The following is a 19016-nucleotide window of genomic DNA, read 5'->3' as shown; positions in this document are numbered from 1 at the left end:
AATTTGAACCAGGAAATATAATGGTGCCGAATGTGGGTGAGAAGAGCTCCTTGCATCAATGACACTATGCCATATGATAAACCGGCTTCCCTGCCCCAGGGAGCCGGTTTTTTTGTCTTCTTCTCATTATTTATAGCTATTATAAAGGTAGAGATAAAAGGGTAATGGGGGCACCAGGCAAAGTAAAACAGAAACAGCTCCCCTGACCAGAAATGCCAGTACTTTCTACCCATATCCTCCCACCCATGGCTTCAACCAGTTGCTTACTGATAAACAGTCCCAGGCCGCTACCACGCACAGAACCAGTCATATCACGTTTCAAGCGCATCACTTTCTGAAAAAGCATTGGCATATCAGCCGCTGGTACGCCCGGTCCCATATCTTGCACACGAATACAGATATCAGGACAGGCGGATAATCGCCCGGACATCAGTGTGGCACTCACTATCACCACCGTATGGGCGGGCGAATATTTTATGGCATTTGAAAGCAGATTATGTAGCACGCGTCTCAGATGCTGCCAATTGGCCCAGGCGGCCAGGTCGTCGGGCATATCTATCTGTATTTCATGCTGCTGAACAGCCAATTGGTCCACTACTGCATGAGCAATTTCTGGCAGAGAAATAATGGACAGGCCTGATGAAGATGTATTGATATCCAGTTGAGTCGCCTCAAGAACATTATCTACCAGCAACTCCAATTCACTGCAACCGTGGGCCGCATGATCTAGAAACTCCGCACGCGCCACCACATCCAATTGTGTATGATTTTCGCGCAAAAGATCCAGGTATCCCTTAACCTCAGTTAGAGGGGTACGCAATTCATGGCTCACATTCAACAAAAATTGATCCTTGAGATCATTGAGATTTTGCTGCCGCTCCGCCGCCAGCGTCATTTGTTGCTCCGCCTGCTGCACTTTTTGCTGGGCAATGAGTACGCTCTCAAGAGCGGCCCGTATACAGCTAACCACAAAAGCTTCGATGAGAAATAAGGCACATTCAAATAAAATATTGACGGGTAACGATGTAGGCCAGAGCAAGTCAAAAAACCAGACCATAAACAGAAGTAGTGCAAATATAACCCAGCCTATACACAGATACAATACAGGGATTCTACAGATCCAGGCCAGAAAAGCCACGGCAATAATTACTATTGAGAGCAATAGTTGATGAGCAGGCAACAAAATTCCTGGTGCCATGACAATCAGGCATAAAAGGAAACTCAAGGCGCATAGACGCCAGCATACGTCGAGCGGCACTTGTTTCAACTGTTGTGGCAATGAATATATTCTTAACAAGCCTTTTGCTCCTCTCGCCAGGAAAGAACATCCGGACGTAACAAGCATTTAAATTTAGAGTAATTTTTTGTGCTAGCTTTTTTGATGCCTCTATACTTATTCTTCTTTCTAGGTAGATAAACACCAGACATTTTAAGAAGTTGGCCCATTGTGTACTTATGGGCTATATATAGAGTTATGCAAAGCAATTTTTTACATTAAGAAGACGTGCATGATCCAGACATATGAAAAACAATTCACTCATTAGAGAGCCAGATGAGACAATTGTCTTATTCAGCTCTCTAATGAGTGAATTTATCAGGCAGAGCTACAGGTAATCTGTTTTCAATTTAAGAGGAATGAACAACGTTTTGGGGGTCGCCAGCCAGGAATGCCTGGACGTTTTCAATGGTGGTGTCCAGAATACGCAACAGGGCTTCATTGGAATTAAAGGCCATGTGGGGAGTAATGATAACGTTTGGACGGCGTTGCAACATATTACTTTGCACCAGCATCCGTAGTTTCTCTTCGGCTCCTGGCTGGCCCATTAGCTCTTCTTCGCGCTGTAGAAACTCTTCGCCCTCAAAAGTATCCAGGCCCACACCGGCTAAAATACCTTCATCCAGCGCCCAGGCTACAGCATGTGTATCCACCAGCGTACCACGAGCCGTATTCACCAGGTAAGAGCCGCGCTTCATTTTTGCTAAGGCTTCGCGATTAATGATATGGTAAGTGGAAGGCAGGCCAGGTGCATGCAGGGTCACCACATCCGATTGCCTCAACAAATCATTGAGGGGAACAAAAGTAAATCCCAGCACCTCAGATAAAATGCGATTACGCCTCCTTTGATTTTCATCAAAAACAAGTATGCGCATGCCAAAGCCAGATGCGATCCGAATAACGCGTAAACCAATGGCGCCAGCGCCAATCACACCGATAGTCTTTCCATACAGGTCAAAGCCACGCAAACCCTCAAGGGTATAATCACCACGCTTGGTACGTGAATTGGCCTGGTGAACCTTGCGCGAGATGCTCAACAACAAAGCGAATGTATACTCGGCCACCGCCGTCTCACCATATCCCGGTACATTGCATACAGTGATCCCGCGCTCCCTGGCCGCGACCAGGTCAATATGATCAAAACCAGTGGAACGCGTAGCGATAATTTTCAGCTTGGGCATAGCATCGATCTCAGTCCGGCCAACTTTGGAGTGGATAAATGGCATAATGACTTCAACATCCTGTAGTTCAGATAGCGGTAGCTCGTCAAGTGTATTATTAGTAGTGCGCAACTCTAGCTGGTCGCCCAACTTTTCAACCAGGTGAGCGACTTCATCTTCCTTTGCCTCCGTAGCCAGAGCTTTAATTTTTGTTTGCGTCATAGATGCAAGTGTCCTCCAGAGATACATAGCCAACGACAAAACAAACAGATATGCCAGCAAACGGATTATAACAGACCGCCTGCCAGTAAGACAGACGGTCTGTTATTGTTCTAGTAATAGAAGCCCGGCAGAAGGCCAGAAGCGTGGGGCTTAGATGCCACTTAATAGCGGCTCGGTCTGGATATCACCCTGCAGTAACTTTTCAGAATGGACACGAATCCCGGACCGTAACAAGAGTGCGGTGGTGACCCCTACCCCTGTTTTCTTCGTACCTGAAAAAGTACCATCATAAATTTCGCCACAACCACATGAAGGGCTACCTTCCTTCAACACTACCTCACAGATACCAGCAGCCTGAAGTATATGTAGTGTTTTATAAGCAGCAACGATAAAAGCACCCGTCAAATCCTGTCCTAGATCATCGTAAACCCGCGCTTTACCATCCAGCACAGCGTAACCATCCCCACCAATAATTTCTGCAGGCCGCCGTGGTGTAGATAATCCCGCCAATCGCTCAGGGCAGAGAGCAATCGCATCGCCACGTCCCACCATATCTTTTAGCAGTGGAACCACTTTTGATCGCCCGTCATAGCGGCATTGCACTCCCGCCATACAAGCACTTACCATTTTAAGTGGTGCTGACCTTTGAGTATGCTTTATCATTGTTCAATTTCCTTTTTGATAACAATTAGCAGCCTGTTCGTCATTTATCAAATCATACGTACATCATGTCCAGCGCAACACTCGGTAATATTGTTATCAAGCACCGTCCACTCAGCAACAAGGTAGAAACGTCTCAACTCCCACACGGCTGCGTTCATCCGATTACTCTTTACAGCACGGAACTATTTACGAGGTCTTCGCTACGTATCCTGCTGCGCAGGTGACAATTTATTTCTAATGCAACATCTGGTGCTACTATGTGAGGAATGGCAAAAAACAAATCATACGTTGGCAAACAATACAGAACATCTATTATTTTCTTTATTAATATCACTTTAACATTTTTTGAGACTTTTTTATATTTTCCTACTCATTTATGAGTAGAATGTACTACATAGACGTCCATAGCAGCCTTAGCGGGTCATTCCACTTCTTCTACTATAAAGCGCGCAATAGATTTTCAATCACAAAAAACAAAATAGAATAAACCAATTTTTTATGTCAAGCGTAAAGGGCGCCTTACATATTATAAAACAGGAACACAAATTCTATCCATAAGAAGAGATACTTCAGTGCAGATAATAAAAAAGCTAGATTTCGCATTTTCCTTTTTGCCCATAGAACATAGTACTTCATGGATAATTTAGTACCAAAAATTGAGGATATCAAAATCTCACTATAAAGTCACCATTGAAAGCGATGAAGCAGATCTTCTCGCTCATGTGGTTGAAAATATCACCTCGCGGAAGCGTATATTGTGGCGAGGAAAAAACTCAAAAGGGAGAAAGTCATGAATCTAGAGCGCATTAAGTATCAGACATGTCCCTATGATCAAGAAGAAGGCATTTTACTTACTGATCTTGAAGAGGTGATACCCGAAACGGATGATGACGGCAATTTACAATACTATTGCCCATCCTGTTCTAACACTTTCACATATTGTGATTGCGACCGCCGCGATCGTCGCTAGCCACTGGCTAAGCTCTATACATTGCCGGAAACGATCTCTCTACAGAGATGTTTCCGGCAAAATATTGTCTGCCGGCCAGCAGACAAGGTTGGCTGGATCTTTTCATTAAATAATCCCCCAATATCAGGGCTTTTTACTTTTCCTCTTTGGCACCTGCGGCGCCGGGTTGGGAGTGTGGAGGGTGTATGGTGGGCGGCCGCGGCCGCCCACCATACACCCTCCACACCGGAAATAAGGTCCATCGTATCGCTTGCTCGTGATCTCCGGACGAACGGTAAAAAAGCCCTGCCCCAATATAGAAAACCCTTCTCATATTTTGTACGGAAGAGTAGAATAGTCAGATACTCAACCACAAATAGAAGGGATCCATATAATGACAAGTAGTAATATCCCAAACTTTGTTACTCCGTTTAAGCGGATCGTATTACACTTTCCAGATAATCAAGCCTATGGTCTGCGTTCCATTGATGACAGCTTTCCAGTTACACCAGAACTACAGCAAGAGCTCATCGCGATCTGCAACGAACCATTGATCTATAACAGGCTCTTTCGCGCACGCCTGCAAGGACAGCCATATGGATTGGAGAATAGTACATACTTTACAAGCTGGGCCCAGGAAGGCTGGCGTAAGAACAGCTGGTTCGTCTTCCTGGTCCTTGATCCATTGGGCCACGCCGTAGCAGCCGTTGACATTAAATCCAACAACATCGATGAAGCAGAAATAGGCTATTGGGCCAGTACCCAGAGTCGAGGTATTATGACCAATACAGTGATAACACTGTGCGAGAGTGCCAGAACAGCCGGATATCGACGCCTGTATGCCCTGGTGGCTCCAGATAACGCCCAATCAAGCAGCGTCGTTCGTCGAGCAGGATTTACCTCGGCGGGGAAGTAGTTAGAAATGAGCAGACCTATCTACGCTTCAACAAAGATCTATCTCATTGATAAAGAAGATACTCTTGCAAAGATTAACGTTTTTTCGCTACAATCAATATTGACGGATATGTTAGCCTGTGCTAATATCTTAGTAGCGAGGTCGGATATTAGCCAGGGCTAATACATAAAAAGAACAACCGATTGATGTTAATCAGGAGCATCCAAAGCACGATCTTTGGCATGCTTGACCTTAAAAGATATCAAGATGATATGTCTTATCTGAAGGAGATGAGAGCGATGAAGCAAGTACGTAGTGGACATACATGCGCTCTATGCAATGTCCCATTGAAATGGTGGAATACACAATCTTGCATGGATTGCGGTAGAACAATTTGTAACCATCACGCTTGCACCTTGAAACGCACCCACAGTTCGGTGTTACATTCCTATTGTGTTCATTGCTCCACTCATCATATCAAGATTACCTCAACTCCCCAGCAGCAGGTTGAGGCTCTCCATCTCGTATAAATAATTTAAAGAAAAAGAACCGCCAGTGTGATAACCGGGTGGTTCTTTTTCTTGTCCTCACAGCTTTCCCAGCAGACAAATAACATATATCCCAGCTCTTAGTGTATTTATTTATATGTTGCCCGACTAATATATGTAACACTTACCTCTCAAATGTCGTGATCTCCCTGTGATGTAAGATCTGAAAGCGGTGATCACTCTGTGATGATGCAGGGCTACACTTTGAGAAACAACAACGGGCACAATAGAATCTCAGAATCAATTATCTACCTGTATAGTCACTACCAGTATGTAGCCTGGTTGTAGTGAACAGGACGGGATTTCGCGATCTTTAATGTGCCCGCGTTGCAGGACAACTGATCCATATAGCGCATTCATATGGTTTATATAGAGAAGATAAGCGGGGTTAGAGATGCAACATATGACACCACCAAATAATGATCCAAACAACATCATACCACCATTCGACCTTGAAAATACGACAGGCTTTAATACCGAACTGGCTCATTATCAATTACAAAGACGTTTTGATACGCGTGTGCGTAAAAACGAACCATTGGCACACCATAGCGCCTTTGGAGTTGGTGGACCGGCCGATATCTGGATTACAGTTGAGACGCGCGACGAATTGATCGGGCTGGTTAGCCTCTGCGCTGAAGAACACTGGCCGCTACTTTTGATTGGCAATGGCTCAAATATTATTTTTACCGATGCCGGTGTACGTGGGATTGTGGCCCGCGTAATTGGGCATGAATACCAGATCACAGAGGAGGCCAATGGCAGTGCGATATTGAGCGCAGGCTCAGGTTCGAGCTGGCCACGCATTGCGCATGAACTGGCACCCCTGGGCTGGGGAGGTGTTGAGTTTGGCATTGGCATTCCAGGTACGCTGGGAGGTGGCCTTGTCAGTAATGCGGGAGCTCACGACCATGATCTAAGCGAGGTGTTGGAGTGGATTGAAGTTTTAGATGCTCGTGGATGTAATCTGGAAGGTGACGCGCTCTCATTGCCAATCACACGGCGCTATAGCAAAGATGAGTTAGATCTAAACTATCGCTATAGCCGCTTCCGCTCTGGACACGAAAGTGCATTTGATCAGCAGGGTAACATATTAGCGGTCCCACGTGGCCTGATTGAACCAGCTGAAATAGTGATGACGTTGGGTATACGTCTCCACCCCGAAGCGCCACAAAAATTAGAGGAAAATCTTAAACTCTATCAACGCGAGCGCAAAGAATATGAGCCAATCAATCGCCATACCGGGTCTATCTTCAAAGATCCAGAGGGTCAGAAGGCCAGTTCATTGATCGAACAGGCCGGTCTGAAAGGTTTCACGCAAGGCAAAGTGCAGGTATCAGATCGCAATGCCAACTATATTGTGAATAATGGTGGTGCCACAACCAGCGATATTCTCAATTTAATCAAAGAGATGCGTCAACGTGTACAGGATAAATTCAATGTCAAACTAGAGCTCAACGTAGAATTGCGTGGCGCATAAAGCTAAGAAAAAAAACAGATCCGGTTGAATGTTTACCGGATCTGTTTTTTTATGCCAACAAAAGTTATACAAATAAAAAAATGCCTATCAGCTATACACAATGCTCTATAGCTGATAGGCATTCTCAATAAATCCAAACCAATCCTACATAGCCTCATTGCCACCTGTAGTTATTTTTGAATTTATAAACTCCGGTGCAAATTGTGAACAATTTGAAGCACATAACTTACAAGAGAGAAATTGAGATGAAACAAGAAGAGTACCGTATTAAACACACCAAGAGAGCCCCCAGTGGATTAAATATCTTGTTTCATCTGAAGTAAGAATATATCCTATCACTCACAATACACTCACAGCTCTCTTAAATCACATCACAACAACATCACAAATTATGGGCGTATTTTATCTTTATCTGCTAAAATAGGAAGAAAAGCAGTGTACAAGGCACAACTGGACGCGAGTGAGCGGCGTAGAGGATGGCTTTTTACAGCTTGCAAGGATAAAGCTATGGGTCAGGATAATATATCTCACAGAACACATATAGAGCATCATTTACCGGCACAGATGAATACCATCATTGGGCGTGCTACGGATATCCTGCATGTTTCCTCATTATTGCAAAATCAGCAGCGCCGCCTGTTGACCCTGACGGGGCCTGGTGGCGTAGGGAAGACACGCCTGGCACTTGAAATTGCCTATCAATTGCGTAGCTCTTTTGCCGAAGAGGTCTTTTTTGTGCAACTGGCCCCCCTCCACGAACATACATTCGTGCTCTCAACGATTGCCCAGACCCTGGGAATTGAAGAAACAGGACAATACTCTATCGGTGAAGAGCTCCAGGCATATCTGCATGATAAACATCTGTTATTGGTACTGGATAATTTTGAACACGTTATGGAGGCTAATATTGCCATTGCTAACCTGCTTACGGCAGCTCCCTATCTGAGTATCCTGGTAACCAGCCGCGAGGCCCTGCATATTTATGGTGAGTATGAATTTGAAGTACTACCACTGGATCTCCCCTTACCAGATCAACCACACACTCTATCGCTAAGCGAGCCTTCAGATGCAGTCCGCCTCTTTATTGAGCGTGCGCAAGCCGTCAAGCCAACCTTTGCGCTGGGTGAAGAGAACCTGCATGCCGTCACTGAGATTTGTATTCAATTAGATGGTTTGCCACTGGCTATCGAGTTAGCGGCGGCACGCTGTAAACTGTTAACGCCACAGGAATTGCTAGAACGGCTGCATAATCGTTTACGCATCCTGGTTGGTGGGGCGCGCAATCTTTCTCCACGCCAACAAACGCTGCGCAATACCCTGGATTGGAGCTACAACCTGCTGAATGAGGCAGAGAAATACTTCTTTCGCCAGCTGGGCATTCTTACCGGCAGCTGGACCATTGAAGCAGCGACGGCAATCGGCTCAACCGATGTCCTGGGAGATGAGGATACCTTAAGTTTACTGAGCTCGCTCGTTGATAAAAGCCTGGTTCGCGTAGTGGGTGATAACGGCTCCGAAACACGTTTCTGGCTGCTAGAGACTATCAGAGAATATGCTATTGATAGTCTTAAACAGCAACAAGAACTGATTGCGGCTCAGAGGCGTCATGCGCAATTCTTTACAGCACTGGTAGAAAAAAGTGAACCATACCTCTATGGCAGCGAGCAACAGCAATGGCTGGCCCGACTTGATCTGGAAGCGGCCAATATCTGGACCGCCATGCGCTGGGTCATCGATCAACTTGAAGTAGAGATCGCCCAGCGTCTGGCCAGTAGCCTGGGACGCTTTCTACAATTGCGCAGTTCTTTAAATGAAGGTCATAACTGGTTGGAGGAGGTTATCGCTATCTCGACCGATGCATATTCTAGCCAGCTATTAGCGCGCATCTATTATAGCGCTGGGAGCATGGCCCATCTGCATGGTCATCTAGAACTGGCCCGTGAACGCCTGGAAGAGAGCGAGCGGCTGGCCGAATCAACGGGAGATACACGTACCCATGCCCTGTCACAGGGAGCGCTGGCCCTGCTGGAATCGCACCAGGGACGCTACGATGATGCGCGCCAGCTGGCTGAAAACAGCCTCCAAACGCTGCGCGGATCATCAGATATATGGTGTCGCGGCATCCTTTACAGTATCTGTGGCAATATTGCCAATCAACAATGTGATTTTAAGGCTGCACAGGTTCGCTATGCGCTGAGTCTGCGCCTCTTACGCCAGGCTGGCGATATACGCAGTCAGGCCGATGTTCTAATCCATGTCGGCGACACAATGAGCCAGCGCAGCAAATTTGTCACCGCCCACTTTCTCTATCAAAAGGGTCAACTCCTCTATCAAAAGATTAATGATCGCCTGGGACAGGTCGTGTGCTTGAATAGTATTGGCAATACTTTGCGTCAGTGTGGTGATTATAATAGGGCGCAGCAGGCATTAGCTAGCTGTCTGGAATTGGTTACGGCACTGGGTACCAGGCGCGAAAGGGCCAGTGTGCTGCTGGGACTGGGCAAGCTGCACATAAGCACTGGCGCAATCGTAGAGGCGACCCAATATATCAAAGAAAGCCTGCACATTACCAGGGAGATTAATTATCCGGCAGGTATGGCCGCCGCCCTCGGCTGTCTGGGCGACCTGGCACGCTTGAATGGACACGATAGAGACGCCAAAACATATTACGAACAGAGCCTTGGCCTGATGGCTGGTATGGGCAACCAGGTCTCCAAGCTAGCTCTTTTCCATGGACTGGCCTGCGTAGCCCTGGCAGGTCACAACTACGAACAGGCCGGCATCGAGATCCGCAAAGCACTTCACCATGCCTCCCTGCTTGGAAATATGCTTGGCATGGCCATTGCGCTGGAGGACTTCGCCCAGTTGTGTAGATTGATGGATCTACCTGAACGTGCCGTTCAGTTTCTGGGCAGCGCCGCCAGCCTGCGCGAGGGCATCTCGGCTCCCATTGAACAGGTATACCAGGTCAGCTATGCACAGCAGCTAAAAAACTATAAGAAGGATATCGGCGAAAAAGCCTTCCATGAGAATTGGAGCGTCGGCCGAAATATGAGCTTACCACAGACCCTTGGCATGATCGCGAATATTCACCTGAATAAACAACTAGAGGCACAGGAGGAGAAATCCACCACGGATACCTATCCAGCCGGGTTGACTGTACGTGAGATGGACGTCCTGCGTCTGCTGGCCGACGGCCTGACCGACGTCCTTATTGCCCAGAAACTGGTCCTGAGCCCCCGTACCGTCAACACCCATCTGCGCTCCATCTATGCCAAACTGGGAGTCTCATCGCGCAGTGCCGCCACGCGCTTCGCGGTCGAGAACAAACTGGTCTAAAATTGCTTGCATAATCCACGCCAGTTCCCCCCTATCGGCCTACGTTATTCTGCCTACCTCTCACAACCCGCTAGCCTGGCGCTGTAAGTCCACAAAACTACGTAATAAGAGTCATATCCGAGCCTCCTTTTTTCTGTACATTAGGGGCAGAAGAAAAAAGTTAGAAAAGCCATGAAGGAGGCAGCATATGACAGTTGCGTCATATCCAACTGGAAAAATCGTACAGGTACTAGGGGCAGTAGTTGATATCGAATTCCCACAGGACCAACTCCCTAAAATATATGATGAGCTACGCTTAAAGCAACCAGCAATAGATTTAGAACAGGCGCTGGCCTTCGAAGTAGAGCAGCATATGGGTAATAACTGGGTCCGTTGTATCGCGCTCGGGGCCACCGATGGATTGCAGCGGGGAGCCGAAGTCATCAACCGGGGACGCCCGATCTCGGTACCCGTAGGTCCGCAAACATTGGGGCGCGTCTTCAATGTACTGGGCCAGCCCGTCGATAACGCCGCACCCATCACAGATGCGCCATTATGGCAGATTCATCGTGAGGCTCCGATTTTAGAGGACCAGACGATACAGGCGGAGATGCTCGAAACAGGGATCAAGGTCATTGACCTGATATCAGCCTTTTGTAAAAGGTGGAAAGATCGGTGCCTTTGGCGGGGCAGGGGTTGGAAAAACTGTGATCATTCAAGAGTTGATCAACAATATTGCGCGCAAACACAATGGTAACAGCGTATTTGTAGGGGTTGGTGAGCGCACACGTGAGGGGAATGAGCTCTATAATGAAATGATCGAGCGAGGAGTGATCGACCGCGTCGCCATGGTCTATGGACAGATGAATGAACCTCCAGGATCACGTCTGCGCGTCGCTCTGACGGGACTGACGATGGCGGAATACTTCCGTGATGAAGAACACAAAGATGTTCTGATCTTCATCGACAATATCTTCCGCTTCTCACAGGCAGGTGCTGAGGTCTCAGCATTGCTGGGCCGCATGCCATCGGCGGTTGGTTATCAGCCCAACCTGGCTGAAGAGATGGGCGATCTACAGGAGCGTATTACCAGCACAAAGGATGGTTCGATTACCTCGCTCCAGGCTGTGTTCGTGCCGGCTGACGACTACACAGATCCTGCACCGGTCACAACCTTCGCCCACCTGGATGCTACCGTCGTACTGGAGCGTTCGCTGTTCGAACAGGGGTTGTTTCCAGCCATCGATCCCCTGGCATCAAATAGCCGCATCATGGACCCCAATATAGTTGGTGAAGAACATTATAATGTGACACGCGCTGTGCAGCGCCTGCTGCAACGCTATCGTGAATTACAGGATATCATCAATATCATGGGCGTTGAAGAGCTAACTGATGAGGATAAGCTCTCGGTCACCCGAGCGCGTAAAATGCAGCGCTTCCTCACCCAACCCTTCAGTACCGCCCAGGTCTTCACCAATATGGAAGGGCGCTATGTGACGCTGGCAGAAACGCTGCGCGGAGCCAGAGAGATTCTGGATGGTCAACACGACAATATCCCGGAGCACATGTTCTACCTGGCCGGGAATATTGATGAGGTCGTGGAGCGCTATGCAGCAGCTCAACGCTAAGGGATAAGTGCCAGCGAGGACTTAAAAGCCGCGCTGGCGCTTCAACCAGGCGGTCGCGAAATCTATGGCAGGCCGCTGGGGCAATAAACGGCTCTCGGCCTGCCCAACCTTGCCAAGCAAGACCTGTTGCGTCTCTTCAAAATCCTGACCAATAGCAGGAAATATATCTGCATCGATATCGATATCCTTGAAACGCTTCCAGATGCGCTGACCATTTTCAATGATCGGAGCACCCAGCGTGACTTCTTTCGTACCAGGACTACGATATTCGGCCAGGTGGAAAGAGGTATTGCGGTCATAGCCAACACCAAGCAGTAATGTCCAGCCAGCCAACTCATACATACGAGCCAGCGGTGATTGTTCACCCAACCCATATTCCAGACTGTGATTGGCCGTAATCTCACGCGCATGCTTGCCCCAGGCAGCAAATGATACCTGAGGATGATTACTACGTACCACACCAGGATGAGTGCGAAATGTCTCAACAACAACACCCATACCATATGATGGCGTGACTTCAGGCCGAAAGGCTGGCATGGCTTCATAGATAATATCCCACCACGGTTGTGGGACTGGAGGATTTTGCCAGTTAGCCGGATCAGAATAATTGCCGGTCTGGGTCGGCATTACCAGCGTGCCCCTCTCGGTCACAACATCCATCAGCGCCTCAACCACTGCTACCGGGCCGCCACAGACCCATCCCAATGAGCGCAACGACGAATGGACGATAACAGTCATCCCGGCCTGCAAACCCAGGCGCCGCAGATCCTGGACCAGGCTTTCGCACGTACAGAGGGTGGAAGTCTCCCGCACCACTTGTTCTTCAGACATGAATTAATTCCTTTCTACTCGACAACCCGAACAGATTATCATTGGTCAGCAATAAAATCAACTCTCAGCCCTTGACAAGGAGCCCTCCAATCATTATAGTAGTAGTTGTTACTACTACTACTGCAAGAGAAAGGAAGCCGAACTCGTGACTATAGCGACCATCGAAGAGATGAAGCATCTCGGGTTTACAGGAGCGGAGGCACAAATTTATATCTTCTTGCTCCAGCATCCACTCTCTACGGGCTATGAAGTCAGTAAGGGCGCGGGCCTACCCCGGGCCAACACCTATCAAGCACTTGAAACTCTAACAAATAAAGAACGTGTTACAGCTGTAAGCGCAGATCCAGTCCGCTACGCGCCTGTCCCACCTGGTCGGCTGCTACAACGAATCCAGGAGGAGACCACGCAACGCTGTCAGAGTTTAGAGCAACAACTTACAGCGCTCGAACAGCCCGATGGTGTGGGACACTTTTGGGAACTCAATGAGTATAGCCGCATTGAGGCGCGTTTGCGCGAGTTGATCACACTAGCCAAGCATCGTATCGCCGCCAGCCTGTGGGCCGAAGATCTTGAGCGCTTCGCCGATGTCTTACGGGCGGCCCGCGACCGAGGCTGCACAGTCATTCTTAATTTATTTGGCAGCGCCAGCGCCGACTACGCAATGATCTACCAGCATGAAGGTCCCGAAAAAGTGGTAGGCGGTCATGTCATCGCACTGGCAATAGACTTTGAAGAGGCCCTGGTCGCTTCACTGGATGCGCCAGCAACCGGTGTCGTTACACAAAATCGGACCATGGTGCGCGTGGTTGAAAAATTTATTCGGGACGAAGCTTATTTAGCAGCTATCTATGAGCAACTCTCGCCGGAATTGGAGGCCACCTTTGGTCCCCACCTGGTGAATTTGCGTCGCAGCCTGCTGCCTACCAAAGATGCCGAACAGCTTGTTGCCATCACGACCATGGGGTCACAACCAATCGATCTACCATCAAATCTGAACATACCAATGCGTGAAGCATTTCAACCAGGAGAGGAGTAGCCGTCATGGCTGGAACAGTAACCGTAGTTGTAGGAACACAATGGGGGGACGAAGGAAAAGGCAAGCTTGTAGACCTTCTGAGCAAGGAGGCCGATCTGTGCATGCGCTTTCAGGGAGGTGGCAACGCAGGCCATACTGTCGTAAATAACTATGGTGAATTCAAGCTCCACCTTGTACCCTGCGGGATTTTTAATGCTAATTGTATCTGTGTTATGGGTACAGGTACCGTGATCGATCCACAGGATCTCCTGGCGGAAATGGAGGCCATCGCCAGCAAAGGCGTCTCTGTCGAGCAACTGGTCATCTCAGACCGGGCCCATGTGGTTATGCCCTATCATAAGTTGCTCGACAAAGTGGAAGATGAGGCGCGTGGCGCTTATCGCGTTGAGACAACGGGCCGTGGCATTGGACCTGCCTACACCGATAAAGTTGGACGCATCGGCATCCGCTTCCACGATCTGCTGCACGAGGATATTCTGCGCGCCAAGCTGAGCGCAGTCATCAAAAAGCATAACGCCATTCTCACGCATGTCTATGGTCAACAACCCTTTGACGCTGAGGAATTGATCGAGGCTGCACTGGCCTGGGGACAGCAGCTCAAACCACGTATCGTCGATACGATGCCGATTGTGCGGGCTGCGCTGCAGGAAAACAAAAACGTGCTACTCGAAGGCCAGTTAAGCGCCATGAAAGATATCGACTGGGGCTCTTATCCATTTGTAACCAGTTCTTCCCCCACTGCGGCCGGCGCTTCAGCGGGCTCAGGCATTCCTCCTCGCTATATCAACCGCGTCATTGGAGTGGCCAAGGCATACAGCACACAGGTAGGTACCGGACCAATGCCTACCGAATTGCATGATGAAATGGGAGCCCACCTGCGTACCCTGGGCGGTGAATTTGGCGCGACCACGGGTCGCCCGCGCCGCATTGGCTGGTTTGATGCCGTCGTCACACGCTACGTCACCGAGATTAACGGCTGCACAGACCTCAATATCACGAAGCTGGACGTACTGGATACGTTGGCCGAGATCCCTGTCTGCACCGGCTATCGCTACAAAGGTGAACTGATCGAGCATCTGCCAGATCCCGTTATCCACGAAAAATGTGAGCCGGTCTATGAGGTTCTGCCTGGTTGGCAACAATCTACCGAGCAGGCTAAAACCCTGGCAGATCTGCCACGCAACGCCCGCAACTACCTGGATCGCCTGGCCGAACTTGTCAATGTACGCATCCACAGCGTGGGTGTAGGTCCAAATCGCGACCAGACCTTGATGGCATAGATCAGTCAAAAAAGCAGCCGGCGCACCTTCCGATAAATAGGAAGGTGCGCCGGCTGCTTGTTGCTAGTTTAAACAAGATTTCGCATATCAACTCTGTTTTGTTTAGCACGCTTCATTACATACCAGATCATGACAACAGAAATTGCTAAGAGAAAAAGGCCTAGAAAGAAAAGCGTTGGATTGAAGGCAGCTCCGGTCGTCATAGTACCGTCTGTGCCAGTTGTTGCATTTGTAGCAGTATTAGCAATCGCGAGGGGTACGTGGCTGGACTCGGTAGTGGTCTTGTGAACCGCGCCCGGTGTAGCCTTGCTGGCTGGAGCAGCTGTCAGTTGGGTGGTGTGAATGTAGTGAAAGGTCACCTTCACGTTATTGCCCGGCAACATGACTGGCACAGCCGCAAATGTATATGTCATTGTACTCAAAACAATTCCTTTTCTTCTAACACACAGTAATCATCTTAACTACCTTATCTAAAATATGCATCTAATCTATACCCTACTAATATCATCCACTAAAAGCGAACGAAGCATAATTTTAGTGGCATGCGGAAATTTTCCTGATATATAGATAATCGCTTCTGAAGAAGATTTGTTACACCGAATCCTTACGAATTCATCTGTCTCTGTTGTAACCATTGGACAGCGATCAGGGTCTTTGCATCGCGGATCTCGCCTTTTTTGAGGACATCCCATAATTCATCAAAGGAGACTTCGATCAGTTCAATATCTTCGTGCTCAGAAGCCAGGCCGCCACCATTAGAGATACGATCAGCATTGGTCACTTCAGCATAAAAAAGGAAGATACGCTCGGTGGAACCGCCAGGAGAAACATAGAAAGTGGCAATTGGCGTCAACGCATGCACCTCGTAGCCAATCTCTTCATGAATTTCACGCCTGACCGCCTGTTCCGGCTGTTCATGCTCATCAATCATCCCGGCGACCACCTCATGCAACCAGCCTGGCCCCTTCTGATAGGTTGGATAGCGGAACTGATTCGTCATTAATACCTTCTGCGTATCGGTATTTACCAGTAGCGCACCCACCGCGTCCCCACGCTCCAATACCAGGCGGCGCACTGGCTCGCTCATCTTACCATCGAAGCGCCTGAAACGTACATGAACCTCCTCAATTTTAAAGAAGTCATCTAGAAGAAGCTTTTGCTCTACAATTTCTACTTTTTTATCCATCAATTCATCCTTTATTATAGTGGTTCCTCGCGCATAGCTACCTTATTTTAATACGAACCAAAACCACTTTTCAGCAAATGAGCATTGTGTAAAAGTTCGTACGTGCGCAGGGCTTTTCCTGTTCGTCCCGAGAGCGCAGGGAGAACACGAGCAAGCGAGAAGCGGTCCATTCTTTCAGGTATGGGGTCCAACAATGACATAGAAAACCATTACTATTAAGTAGTGATTGGTGACATAATGAAAGAGAGGCAGATGATGCTATCTATCTACAATGTTCTTTTATGTAGAAAGAGGTAACACAGTGAAATTTGCATTTAGTACCCTTGGTTGCCCACAATGGACTACTGAACAGGTCGCTGACAACGCGGTCCGACTGGGCTATAGTGGCGTTGAGTTGCGCCTGCTGGATAATGAAGTCATTGAACCCATACGTGACGCAGAAAAGGTCAGGCAGGCCGTAGAGACCTTTCGCTCACGCGGTATAGAGGTCTGTGCATTCGATACTTCCTGCACCTTTAATCTGAGTGATCCAGCGGAACGGGCGAAGAACGTGGAGTCCCTGAAGGTCTGGATTCAGCTGGCGCAGGAGTTGCATGTACCCATTCTGCGCGTCTTTGGGGGTGCCGGAACAGGCGAAAATATCGAACGAGAGAACCAGTGGGTGGCTGAATCACTACAACAGGTTGCATCTCAGGCCGAGCAGTCCGGGGTCACAATTACGCTAGAGACCCACGACGGTTTTTCTTCCGCCAGGCGCGCAGCCCAGGTGTTGGAACTGGTAAATTCACCAGCGATCGCCGCCCTCTGGGATAGCCACCATCCCTACCGAATGGGAGAGACGGCCGAAGAGGTATGGAGCATCCTGGGGCCACGGGTAGCGCATGTGCATGTGAAAGATGCTCGCCGCGATGATACAGAAAAATCAGGCTGGAGACTGGTATTAATGGGCAAGGGCGAGGTGCCGGTACGCGAACAACTGGCCAGCCTTCAGGCCAATGGCTATGATGGCTATGTCTCGGTTGAGTGGGAGAAGCGCTGGCATCCCGAAATTGAAGATCCTGAAATTGCCTTACCACAACATATTAACTGGCTCCACGCAGTCGAAAAGCAATTAGCCTCTAAATAAAATATATAAAGCACCTCAATTACTCTCCATAGAGCAAACTGAGGCCTCCTCTCCTATCCCTCTTTTCACACGGACAACTGCCAATGTATATCGGCGGTTGTCCGTGTGAAAAACGCCAAAAATAGATGTAACTCCAATACATAACTGCTTGACTCTTTCTCTATTTCAGCTACGTAAAAATAAATGAATGATAAAAAACACTTCTTCAGGGTGTGGCAATTTTATATTTATCAGGAGATCCTAATATATGTTCATAAGGACAAATCGAGGAGGGTTGAGCAGTAAGACAAGTGGAAGTATTTTGCTTATAACGTTACTGTTTGCTCTTTTATTCTTAATGCTTGTGGTGGGACAAATGCAAATAAAAAAACGGATGCATTGTGGGTAGGCGAAGTCGGCGATGAGTATATCAATAATTTTAATCCATATGCGGCAGCATCGGGCGGCCCGCCAAGCGATTTGATCTATGAGTCATTATTGTTTACTAATCTTGCGAATGGTACGATGAATCCCTGGCTCGCGACAAAATATCAATTTAGCAATGATAATAAGCAGCTCGTGTTTACCCTGCATGATAATGTAAAATGGAATGATGGCCAGCCATTTACTCCTCAACTGGTGAAGCTAACAAAAAATACCAGCTACTGGCAAGCGGGCAAACCTGCCTTCAACGAGATTGACTATCCTATCTATAAATCGAATGATACGCTGGTACTTCAGCTCATTAGCAATAAGCTGGATACGGCACAGGTTTATGTGCCTAACCTGGACCGTAATTATGTGCAAAAAGATACGGCCAACCATCATTTCTGGTTAGCACCAAACGCAACCTTGATGTTCTATCCGAATAACGCGAAAAAGCCCTTCAATCAAGTCGCGGTACGGCAGGCTATTAGCCAGGCTCTAGATCGGTCAAAGATGTCAAAAGTGGCAGAAAATGGATATATGCAGGTTGCCAATCCAACTGCCCTCATCTTACCCAGTGCCAAAGATTTTCTGGCATCTAATTATGCCAATCTATCATTTTGGTCAATCATCACAGTCAAATTTCGCCCGCTGGGAAGATCCGCAGACAGATGCATACCTGAATCAATATGCTACTACCAGCGATCCTGCTACGCAAAAACAGGCGATACAAGGAATTGAGAAAATCTTTGTTGAGCAAATGCCAACTATCCCGTTGCTTGACGCTCCGGTCTGGTTTGAGTATAACTCGTCTCGCTTTAGCGGTTGGCCCTCACAGGCAAATCCATATGTAACGGCGGCTTCTCCTTTACAAATCATGCTTAACATACGGCCTCGCTAACGTTTGCTAGCGATACCAGGAGAAGATACTCCATCATCTAGTCTGGAACATAGATGCATAGGAGTTCTTCTCCACCTTTTTCATTAGTTCCGCGCTAATCATCTTTTGTTAG

General features: G+C 48.1%; 14 protein-coding genes and 1 pseudogene. 9 read left to right on the top strand and 6 right to left on the bottom strand.

Annotated features, from left to right (window positions below; translation table 11 throughout):
• Positions 1-139: 139 nt before the first annotated feature.
• From EL645_RS35425 to EL645_RS35415, 3 genes are all read right to left on the bottom strand, one after another.
• Positions 140-1297 (bottom strand): sensor histidine kinase, encoded by a 1158-nt coding sequence (locus tag EL645_RS35425; RefSeq protein ID WP_161977957.1) that lies wholly within the window; start codon positions 1295-1297, stop codon positions 140-142.
• A 329-nt stretch (positions 1298-1626) separates the two neighbouring features.
• A complete protein-coding gene (locus EL645_RS35420) occupies positions 1627-2658 on the bottom strand; it encodes an NAD(P)-dependent oxidoreductase (RefSeq protein WP_161977956.1) in 1032 nt (343 codons plus the stop codon).
• Between the two features lie 150 nt (positions 2659-2808).
• A complete protein-coding gene (locus EL645_RS35415) occupies positions 2809-3321 on the bottom strand; it encodes a 2-thiouracil desulfurase family protein (protein ID WP_126557125.1) in 513 nt (170 codons plus the stop codon).
• Positions 3322-4111: 790 nt separating this feature from the next.
• On the opposite strand from EL645_RS35415, the gene EL645_RS35410 reads away from it, so the two are divergent.
• From EL645_RS35410 to atpD, 5 genes and pseudogenes are all read left to right on the top strand, one after another.
• Positions 4112-4291, top strand: coding sequence for a hypothetical protein (locus EL645_RS35410; RefSeq protein ID WP_126557124.1), 180 nt, complete (start codon positions 4112-4114; stop codon positions 4289-4291).
• A gap of 373 nt (positions 4292-4664) precedes the next feature.
• Positions 4665-5186: a GNAT family N-acetyltransferase gene (locus EL645_RS35405; protein ID WP_126557123.1), complete on the top strand. Its 522-nt coding sequence runs from the start codon at positions 4665-4667 to the stop codon at positions 5184-5186.
• Positions 5187-6116: 930 nt separating this feature from the next.
• Positions 6117-7193 (top strand): UDP-N-acetylmuramate dehydrogenase, encoded by a 1077-nt coding sequence (gene murB / locus EL645_RS35400; RefSeq protein WP_161977955.1) that lies wholly within the window; start codon positions 6117-6119, stop codon positions 7191-7193.
• 507 nt (positions 7194-7700) lie between these two features.
• Complete coding sequence (locus EL645_RS35395; protein ID WP_126557121.1) at positions 7701-10532, top strand: LuxR C-terminal-related transcriptional regulator; 2832 nt, start codon at positions 7701-7703, stop codon at positions 10530-10532.
• Between the two features lie 187 nt (positions 10533-10719).
• Positions 10720-12139, top strand: a pseudogene (gene atpD, locus EL645_RS46060) (F0F1 ATP synthase subunit beta).
• A gap of 21 nt (positions 12140-12160) precedes the next feature.
• Here atpD and EL645_RS35385 read toward each other — a convergent pair.
• Positions 12161-12970 (bottom strand): AAC(3) family N-acetyltransferase, encoded by an 810-nt coding sequence (locus EL645_RS35385; RefSeq protein WP_126557120.1) that lies wholly within the window; start codon positions 12968-12970, stop codon positions 12161-12163.
• Positions 12971-13115: 145 nt separating this feature from the next.
• Between EL645_RS35385 and EL645_RS35380 the strand changes: the two genes are divergently transcribed.
• Complete coding sequence (locus EL645_RS35380; RefSeq protein WP_126557119.1) at positions 13116-14006, top strand: TrmB family transcriptional regulator; 891 nt, start codon at positions 13116-13118, stop codon at positions 14004-14006.
• A 5-nt stretch (positions 14007-14011) separates the two neighbouring features.
• Entirely contained in the window at positions 14012-15286 is a 1275-nt protein-coding gene (locus EL645_RS35375) for an adenylosuccinate synthase (protein ID WP_126557118.1), read from the top strand.
• A gap of 68 nt (positions 15287-15354) precedes the next feature.
• Here EL645_RS35375 and EL645_RS35370 read toward each other — a convergent pair whose 3' ends face one another.
• Together EL645_RS35370 and EL645_RS35365 are read right to left on the bottom strand one after the other, a co-directional pair.
• Positions 15355-15708, bottom strand: a complete 354-nt coding sequence (locus tag EL645_RS35370; RefSeq protein WP_126557117.1) for a hypothetical protein — start codon at positions 15706-15708, stop codon at positions 15355-15357.
• Positions 15709-15890: 182 nt separating this feature from the next.
• A complete protein-coding gene (locus EL645_RS35365; protein ID WP_126557116.1) occupies positions 15891-16472 on the bottom strand; it encodes an NUDIX domain-containing protein in 582 nt (193 codons plus the stop codon).
• A gap of 301 nt (positions 16473-16773) precedes the next feature.
• Here EL645_RS35365 and EL645_RS35360 point away from each other — a divergent pair, with 301 nt between their 5' ends.
• Positions 16774-17598, top strand: a complete 825-nt coding sequence (locus tag EL645_RS35360) for a sugar phosphate isomerase/epimerase family protein (RefSeq protein ID WP_161977954.1) — start codon at positions 16774-16776, stop codon at positions 17596-17598.
• A 378-nt stretch (positions 17599-17976) separates the two neighbouring features.
• On the top strand, positions 17977-18744 hold the full coding sequence (locus EL645_RS35355) for an ABC transporter substrate-binding protein (protein ID WP_126557114.1): 768 nt from the start codon (positions 17977-17979) through the stop codon (positions 18742-18744).
• The last annotated feature ends 272 nt before the right edge of the window (positions 18745-19016 follow it).

The organism is Dictyobacter kobayashii, assembly GCF_003967555.1.
GTDB lineage: Bacteria > Chloroflexota > Ktedonobacteria > Ktedonobacterales > Ktedonobacteraceae > Dictyobacter > Dictyobacter kobayashii.
This window is presented reverse-complemented; position numbering and strand designations above follow the sequence as displayed.

Excerpts from the sequence above, each read along its gene's own strand:
- EL645_RS35420 (WP_161977956.1), bottom strand. The coding sequence starts at position 2,658 with ATGACGCAAACAAAAATTAAAGCTCTGGCTACGGAGGCAAAGGAAGAT.
- murB (WP_161977955.1), top strand. The coding sequence starts at position 6,117 with ATGACACCACCAAATAATGATCCAAACAACATCATACCACCATTCGAC.
- EL645_RS35415 (WP_126557125.1), bottom strand. The coding sequence starts at position 3,321 with ATGATAAAGCATACTCAAAGGTCAGCACCACTTAAAATGGTAAGTGCT.
- EL645_RS35410 (WP_126557124.1), top strand. The coding sequence starts at position 4,112 with ATGAATCTAGAGCGCATTAAGTATCAGACATGTCCCTATGATCAAGAA.
- EL645_RS35405 (WP_126557123.1), top strand. The coding sequence starts at position 4,665 with ATGACAAGTAGTAATATCCCAAACTTTGTTACTCCGTTTAAGCGGATC.
- EL645_RS35385 (WP_126557120.1), bottom strand. The coding sequence starts at position 12,970 with ATGTCTGAAGAACAAGTGGTGCGGGAGACTTCCACCCTCTGTACGTGC.
- EL645_RS35395 (WP_126557121.1), top strand. The coding sequence starts at position 7,701 with ATGGGTCAGGATAATATATCTCACAGAACACATATAGAGCATCATTTA.
- EL645_RS35365 (WP_126557116.1), bottom strand. The coding sequence starts at position 16,472 with ATGGATAAAAAAGTAGAAATTGTAGAGCAAAAGCTTCTTCTAGATGAC.
- EL645_RS35375 (WP_126557118.1), top strand. The coding sequence starts at position 14,012 with ATGGCTGGAACAGTAACCGTAGTTGTAGGAACACAATGGGGGGACGAA.